Annotated in this window: 1 rRNA gene; it reads left to right on the forward strand. The window is 51.4% G+C overall.

Going from position 1 to position 212, the window contains the following annotated elements:
* Positions 1-212, forward strand: a 23S ribosomal RNA gene (locus A7985_RS27250); the annotation flags it as partial.

A 212-nucleotide genomic window follows, 5' to 3' on the forward strand; every position in this document is an offset into this window, starting at 1 on the left:
TACAGCTTGGCACTGAACATTGACCCTACATGTGTAGGATAGGTGGGAGGCTTTGAAGCACAGTCGCTAGATTGTGTGGAGCCGTCCTTGAAATACCACCCTTGTAGTGTTGATGTTCTAACTTAGGTCCCTAATCGGGATTGAGGACAGTGCCTGGTGGGTAGTTTGACTGGGGCGGTCTCCTCCCAAAGAGTAACGGAGGAGCACGAAGG

Source organism: Pseudoalteromonas luteoviolacea, from assembly GCF_001696455.1.
GTDB classification, from domain to species: Bacteria; Pseudomonadota; Gammaproteobacteria; order Enterobacterales; family Alteromonadaceae; genus Pseudoalteromonas; species Pseudoalteromonas luteoviolacea_C.